Annotated in this window: 1 rRNA gene; it reads right to left on the bottom strand. The window is 43.0% G+C overall.

What is annotated here, in order from left to right:
- Window positions 1-11 precede the first annotated feature (11 nt).
- Window positions 12-1,753 (bottom strand): 16S ribosomal RNA (locus CSUIS19073_RS08190).
- Window positions 1,754-1,929: the final 176 nt, after the last annotated feature.

Below are 1,929 nucleotides of genomic sequence, written 5' to 3'. Positions count from 1 at the left end.
TTGTACTCTAGAAAGGAGGTGATCCAACCGCAGGTTCTCCTACGGTTACCTTGTTACGACTTCACCCCAGTCGCTGATTCCACTGTGGACAGTAACTAGTTTAGTATTCCGGCTTCGAGTGAAATCAACTCCCATGGTGTGACGGGCGGTGAGTACAAGACCCGGGAACGTATTCACCGTAGCATGGCTGATCTACGATTACTAGCGATTCCGGCTTCATGCTCTCGAGTTGCAGAGAACAATCCGAACTGGGACATATTTTATAGATTTGCTCCATCTCGCGATATTGCGTCTCATTGTATATGCCATTGTAGCACGTGTGTCGCCCTGGGCATAAGGGCCATGATGACTTGACGTCGTCCACACCTTCCTCCTCCTTACGAAGGCAGTATATTTAGAGTGCTCAGCCTAACTGTTAGCAACTAAATACGTGGGTTGCGCTCGTTGCCGGACTTAACCGAACATCTCACGACACGAGCTGACGACAGCCGTGCAGCACCTGTCTCTAAGTTCTAGCAAGCTAGCACCCTCTTATCTCTAAGAGGTTCTTAGGATATCAAGCCCAGGTAAGGTTCTTCGCGTATCTTCGAATTAAACCACATGCTCCACCGCTTGTGCGGGTCCCCGTCTATTCCTTTGAGTTTTAATCTTGCGACCGTACTCCCCAGGCGGTATACTTAATCCGTTAGGTGCATTACTGCCATGACTAGCACAGCAACAACTAGTATACATCGTTTAGGGCGTGGACTACCAGGGTATCTAATCCTGTTTGCTCCCCACGCTTTCACGCATTAGCGTCAGTTAAGTTCCAGCAGATCGCCTTCGCAATGGGTATTCCTGGTGATCTCTACGGATTTTACCCCTACACCACCAATTCCATCTGCCTCTCCCTCACTCTAGATTATCAGTTTCTCAAGCAGTTTAATGGTTAAGCCATTAGATTTCACAAAAGACTTGATAATCCGCCTACGCGTCCTTTACGCCCAGTGATTCCGAGTAACGCTTGCACCCTCCGTATTACCGCGGCTGCTGGCACGGAGTTAGCCGGTGCTTATTCGTTGGGTACCGTCATGGTTCTTCCCCAACAAAAGGAGTTTACGCTCCGAAAAGTGTCATCCTCCACGCGGCGTTGCTGCTTCAGGGTTTCCCCCATTGAGCAATATTCCCTACTGCTGCCTCCCGTAGGAGTCTGGACCGTGTCTCAGTTCCAGTGTGACTGATCATCCTCTCAGACCAGTTATGCGTCATAGCCTTGGTGAGCCATTACCTCACCAACTAGCTGATACAATATAGTCTCATCCTATGCCGAGAGCTCTTAGTAATACACATAAAAAAGGTTTTAAAATTATTTTTATTAATCTCTTTTAAAGAAAATATTTTTAATTTAAAAACCACTTTATAATTCAGAATTTTACAAAAATCTTTAAAAGCTAACTGCTTCACTTTTTCTTGCCTTACTACTTATGTAAGACTTCAAAAAAGTTTATTGTTATCTTTTTAGCTTTTTGTTTTAAAATCCATTTTATATGCATTACTAAGAGCTACTTTCCCAACTTAACTTGTGTTAAGAAGGAGTATGGAGTATTAGCAGTCATTTCTAACTGTTGTCCTCCAGCATAGGGCAGATTAACTATACATTACTCACCCGTGCGCCACTAACTCATAAGAGCAAGCTCTTACTTGTCCGTTCGACTTGCATGTATTAGGCACGCCGCCAGCGTTCACTCTGAGCCAGGATCAAACTCTCCATAAAAATACTTCGCAAATTAGCAAAGTAGTAATTTATTATGAAGTTTTAATCTAAAAACTTAATTGTTTGTAACTATTAAATTAGCAATTATTTAATTTAAATAATTAAAATTGCCTTTGGCTCAATCGATCACTTGTTTAGATTTCAAAGATTGACTATAAAAGATAGTTTAACATTAT

It is taken from the genome of Campylobacter sp. RM19073 (genome assembly GCF_024723495.1).
Lineage (GTDB): Bacteria > Campylobacterota > Campylobacteria > Campylobacterales > Campylobacteraceae > Campylobacter > Campylobacter porcelli.
This window is presented reverse-complemented; position numbering and strand designations above follow the sequence as displayed.